The 5,342-nt window shown below is 72.6% G+C and carries 5 protein-coding genes; 3 read left to right on the plus strand and 2 right to left on the minus strand.

Annotated elements, in window-relative coordinates:
• Positions 1-487: 487 nt before the first annotated feature.
• Positions 488-892, plus strand: a complete 405-nt coding sequence (locus F9B16_RS49030; protein ID WP_151547119.1) for a PaaI family thioesterase — start codon at positions 488-490, stop codon at positions 890-892.
• A gap of 18 nt (positions 893-910) precedes the next feature.
• On the opposite strand, the gene F9B16_RS49035 is transcribed toward F9B16_RS49030, so the two are convergent.
• The gene (locus F9B16_RS49035) at positions 911-1,633 is read right to left on the minus strand and encodes a dienelactone hydrolase family protein (protein ID WP_151547120.1); all 723 of its coding nucleotides are present in this window, start codon (positions 1,631-1,633) and stop codon (positions 911-913) included.
• A gap of 88 nt (positions 1,634-1,721) precedes the next feature.
• Here F9B16_RS49035 and F9B16_RS49040 point away from each other — a divergent pair, with 88 nt between their 5' ends.
• Positions 1,722-2,102 carry a VOC family protein gene (locus tag F9B16_RS49040; RefSeq protein ID WP_151547121.1) on the plus strand — a complete coding sequence of 127 codons (381 nt, stop codon included), beginning with the start codon at positions 1,722-1,724 and terminating at the stop codon, positions 2,100-2,102.
• A gap of 15 nt (positions 2,103-2,117) precedes the next feature.
• Here the strand turns inward: F9B16_RS49040 and thyX are convergent, their stop codons facing one another.
• Positions 2,118-2,915 (minus strand): FAD-dependent thymidylate synthase, encoded by a 798-nt coding sequence (gene thyX, locus F9B16_RS49045; RefSeq protein ID WP_151547122.1) that lies wholly within the window; start codon positions 2,913-2,915, stop codon positions 2,118-2,120.
• Positions 2,916-3,080: 165 nt separating this feature from the next.
• Between thyX and F9B16_RS49050 the strand changes: the two genes are divergently transcribed.
• Positions 3,081-5,156 (plus strand): molybdopterin-containing oxidoreductase family protein, encoded by a 2,076-nt coding sequence (locus tag F9B16_RS49050; RefSeq protein ID WP_151547123.1) that lies wholly within the window; start codon positions 3,081-3,083, stop codon positions 5,154-5,156.
• Positions 5,157-5,342: the final 186 nt, after the last annotated feature.

The raw sequence follows: 5,342 nt of genomic DNA on the forward strand, positions 1-5,342 counted from the left end.
CCACAACAGGTTCAAGCGCCCCCATATTTCGTCAAGCACGCCCCAAGACCCCACCCGACCAGCAAAGACCACCCAAAACTCCCCCAACGCAAGGGCTGCAGCCCAGTTCACCCACCCCAAAAAAAGTGTGGAACGATCTCCACGCGCCCGAGATACCCGCCCGTGGATCACCTCCAGAGCGGCCCAGACCACCCGCTGAACAGGGACTTCAACCCACCTCACGCCGCTAGCGAGCCCTCCGCACGGCCCTGGTCCGGCCCGTCCCACACCCACGCAAGGCCCCTTTGGGACGGTCGCAGCGCGGCCAGCTGCCCGCCCCGCCAGGCCTCCTGGGGCAGGGGCGCGGTCCAGACGTCCCTTGGGGCGGGCGCCAGAGGAGGGCGGTGGCCGGAAGGCTGCGCCTTACCTCTGAGGTAATGGACGGCGTGCGCAGGTGATCGCGAAGGTGGGCCGGGTAGGTTCCGGCACGCCGTCCGAGGAGAGATCCATGACCACCGGGCTCACCCCCGACCAGATCACCGACGCCATGCCGTTCGCCCGGGCGCTCGGCGTGGAGATCGACGCCGCCGCCCCCGAGGAGGTCACGGGCCATCTCGACTGGGCGGCGGATCGCTGTACGGCGGGAGGGCTGATGCACGGCGGGGCGCTGATGGCGCTCGCCGACACCCTCGGCGCGGCGTGCGCGTTCCTCAACCTGCCGGCGGGCGCGTCCACGACGACGCTGGAGTCCAAGACCAACTTCTTCAGGGGCGTGAAGGAGGGCACCGTCCGGGGCGTCTCGCACCCGCTGCACACCGGCCGGACGTCCATCGTCGTGCAGACCGACCTCTACGACGGCACCGGCCGCCGCGTCGCCCAGGTGACCCAGACCCAGGCCGTTCTGAAGCTCTGATCAGCCAACCCAGCGCCTTTACGTTGTAGATTTTTTAGCGACGTGCGCGTCGAAGAAGGCGAAGATGCGGTCCCAGGCGACGGGGGCGTGCTCGCGGCCCTTGCCGAGCCCGAAGGCGATCTTCGTGACCGGGCCGAGCAGGCCCGGCGCCTCGGTCTCGGTGAGGAAGCCGTGGCCGGCGCCGGGGTACTCCTTCACGTCGTGCGGGACGCCCCCGGCGGTCAGGGCCCGGTCGAGCTTCGCCGCGGCGCGGCGGAGGGTCGGGTCCGCGCCGCCGTAGCTGGCCACGATCGGGCATGCCTCCCGCAGCGCCTCGTCCGGCCTGCTTGGCAGCATGCCGTAGTTGACCGCCGCCGCCTGGAAGTCGTACTTGGCCGCGGCGACCAGCGCGAACCCGCCGCCCATGCAGAACCCGCAGACGCCCACGTCGCCTGTGCAGTCGTCGCGTGCGGCGAGCCACGCCCGGGTGGCGTCGACCGCGTCGTAGATGGGGCCGCGCCCGGCGCGCATCTCCCCCACCGCCTTGCGGACGCACCGCACCCATGGCGCGCCGCCGTAGAAGTCCGGCAGGACGGCCAGGTAGCCGCGGGACGCGAACCGGTCGGCCTGCGCGCGCATGTCAGCGGTGGCGCCGAACGCCTCGAACACGATGACGACGGCGGGCCACGGGCCTTCGCCGTCGGGGACGGCGAGGTACCCGGGCAGCTCGCGGTCGCCGGCGGGAATCATGATGTCCGACATGCCGCCTCATCCTGCCGCAGACGTACACCGTACGTACAGGCCCGGACCCGGCCGGTTCCGGCGGGCCGGGCTCCCCTAGCGTGGCGGCATGCGCATCGACCGGCTCGACCACCTCGTCCTCACCGTCGCCGACATCGACGCGACGGTGGACTTCTACACCCGCGTCCTCGGCATGGAGACGGTCGTCTTCGGCGCCGGACGCCGCGCCCTCACTTTCGGCACCAGCAAGATCAACCTGCATGAGGCCGGGCGCGAGTTCGAGCCCAAGGCGGCGCGGCCCACCCCCGGCAGCGCCGACCTCTGCCTGATCGTCGCCGGCCCGCTCGGCGACGTGGTCGCCGACCTGGAACGGCACGCCGTCCCGATCGAGGAGGGCCCCGTCGAGCGCACCGGCGCCACCGGCCCGATCACCAGCGTCTACGTGCGGGACCCGGACCGGAACCTGATCGAGCTCAGCACCTACGGCTGACCCGGCGGCGGGGCGTCAGACCTTGCGCCACTTCGGGACCCAGGCGCCGTCCTCGATCTCGTAGTCGCCGAACAGGTCGGGCGCCTCCGCGCGCATGATCTCGCCGATCTTGCCGAAGAGCAGCCGGATCTCCTCCTCGGCGCCCGGCGCGGTCCGGTTCTCGAGGGTGTGCCGCAGGCTGCGGACGTTGGCCGTCCAGACCAGGCCCGTCCCGACGCCCTCGGGGGCGAAGCGGCGCATGAAGGAGGTCTTGTGCTTCTTCTCCTTGAAGGGGACGCCCTCCTCATCGAGCCCGAAGTGCCCGGCCATCCAGCCCTGGAACTCCTCCATCTGCTCCAGCATCGCGGTGGCGCGCTTCATCAGCTCGGCGTCCTCGCGGGCCCACTCGGGGAACCAGAAGGGGATGTCCTGGAGCCGGACGTAGCGCAGCGACTCCTGCGAGATCGCGACGCCCGGGCGATGGCGGACGAGCTCGTGCGTCAGGACGCGGCTGACGTTGTGCAGGACGAAGCTGAAGCTGACGTGCTCCAGCACCGATCCGTGCAGGCTGCGGAGGATGTTCTCCAGGTAGGCGGACGAGTCGGTGCGGACCTTGGTCACGTTGGGGTTGAGGCCGGGCTCCCAGGAGCGGTAGCAGAGCCGGCCGGCGAACTCGGCGAGGTTCTGGGGGTCGTTCAGCTCGCCGTCGAGGTCGCCGCGGTCGAGGCGTTCCAGCCAGCTCTCCCCGCCGACGTCCCGCAGGTACCGGGCGACCTCGCCGTAGTCCAGTTCGGGCCGCGCTACGAGGAACACCTCTGGCTCGACGCTCTTCACTTCGTATCCCCCCACCGGGCCGGTTCCGTCGCCCTATAGGAAACCACCCCGCCGGGGCCGCCGCGACCCGGGTGCCGGGGACCACACGTCATGGACGTCCCTGGCCGACGCTCATGTGGTTATGTCGGACACTGGAGGGGTTTCACCTGCTGAGGGGGTTCGAGGATGGTCGACGGGGGCGCGGCGTCGTCCGAGCTGAAGGTGCTGGGGGCGTGCCCGCTGGACTGCCCCGACGGGTGCTCGTGGGTGGTGACCGTCCGGGACGGGAAGGCGGTGCGGCTCCGCGGCAACCCGGACCATCCGTACACGCGCGGGGCGCTGTGCACCAAGGTGAACCGGTGGCTGGAGCGCGCGGAGCAGCCCGACCGGATCCTGTATCCGATGCGGCGCGTCGGCGCGAAGGGCGAGGGCCGGTTCGAGCGGATCACCTGGGACGAGGCCCTCGACGAGATCGCCGAACGGCTGCGCGGGGTCATCGGCGAGCACGGCGGCGAGGCCGTCTGGCCCTATTGGGGGACGGGCACGCTCGGCTATCTGCAGGGTTGCGAGGGTTTCGGCGGGCGCCGGTTCTTCAACGTGCTCGGCGCGTCCGCGCACGCCGTCGACATCTGCTCGGCGGCCGGGGCCGCCGGGATGGAGGCGGCGATCGGTTCCGCGGGCGGCATGGACCCGCAGGACCTGGCGCACGCGAAGCTGGTCCTGCTGTGGGGGACGAACCCGCTGACCAGCGGCCATCACGTGTGGAAGTTCGTCCAGGACGCGCGCAAGGCCGGGGCGCGCCTCGTGGCGATCGACCCGGTCCGGACGCGGACGGCGCAGCAGGCCGACGAGCACCTGGCCCCGCTGCCCGGCACGGACGCGGCGCTCGCGCTGGGCCTGCTGAACGTGATCGTGGGGCTCGGCGCGCAGGACGAGGACTTCCTGCGGGACCACACGCAGGGCTGGGAGGAGTTCCGCGAGCGGATCGCGGAGTTCCCGCCGGAGCGGGCCGCGGAGATCACCGGTGTCCCGGTCGCGGACATCGTCGCGCTGGGCGAGCGGATCGCGCGGACCCGTCCCACCGCCATCCGGGCGACGCAGGGCATCCAGCGCCATTCCGGCGGCGGGGCGACGCTCCGGGTGCTGGCGGGCATCCCGGCGGTCACCGGGGACTGGCGGCTGCACGGCGGCGGCCTCGCGTTCTCGACGTCGGGGCATATCAAGCTGAACAAGGCGGCGCTGTACCGGGACGACCTGCGCCCCGGCCCGGTGCGGACGCTGTCGATGAGCCGGCTCGGCGAGGGGCTGCTGGACGTCCAGGACCCGCCGGTCAAGGCGCTGTTCGTCATCGCGGCGAACCCGGCGGGCAGCACGCCGCACCAGAACAAGGTGCGGCGGGGCCTCGCGCGCGAGGACCTGTTCACGGTGGTGCTGGAGCAGTTCCCGACCGACACCGTCGACTACGCCGACATCGTGCTGCCCGCGACGGCGCAGCACGAGCACGCCGACCTGCACGAGGCGTACGGGCACCTGCACCTGGCCTGGAACGAGCCGGCGGTCGCGCCGCCCGGCGAGTGCCTGCCGACGTCGGAGACGTTCCGGCGCCTCGCCCGCCGGATGGGGATCGAGGAGCCCGCCGTGTACGACTCCGACGAGCGGCTCGCCGAGCAGTTGCTGGCCTCCGGCCACCCGTGGATGGCGGGCATCACGCTGGACCGCCTCCGCAAGGAGGGGTTCGTCCGGATGGCCGTGCCGGACCCGTTCGTCCCGTACGCGGACGGGTTCCCGACGCCGTCGGGACGGCTGGAGTTCCGGTCGGCGCGGGCGGCCGGGGCCGGGGCGGACCCACTGGCCGGGTACGTCCCGCCGGTCGAGGTCGCCGATCCGGAACGAGCGCGGCGCTACCCGCTCGCGCTGATCTCCGCGGCGTCGCACGAGTTCCTCAACACGCAGTTCGCCAACAACCCGGAGCTGCGGCGCCGCGCCGGCGAGCCCGCCGTGCGGGTCCATCCCGACGACGCGGCGGCCCGCGGCCTCGCGGACGGGCAGCGGGTGCGGGTCGGCAACGACCGCGGCTCGTTCGAGGCGGTCCTGCGGGTGTCCGACGAGGTCAGGCCCGGTGTCGCGGCGACCGCGAAGGGCCATTGGCCGAGGTTCGCCGGCGGCGCGAACGCCAACGCGGTAGTAGACGAGCGCGCCACCGACCTCGGCGGCGGCCCGGTGTTCCACGACACCCGCGTCGAGATCACCGCGGCCGGCTGACCGCCGTCCCGATACGGTATGCGCCGTACGGAGGGATCGATGACGTTTCAGGCCATGCTCGACCGCGCCCGCAAGTACGAGCGGCAGGGCCGCGCGGAGGAGGCCGCGGGCGCGTACGCGTCGGCGGCGCAGGACGCCGAGGCGCGCGGGGACCGGGCGTCCGCCGTCGCCGTTCGGGCCCGGCAG

The sequence above is a fragment of the Actinomadura montaniterrae genome, from assembly GCF_008923365.1.
Lineage (GTDB): Bacteria > Actinomycetota > Actinomycetes > Streptosporangiales > Streptosporangiaceae > Spirillospora > Spirillospora montaniterrae.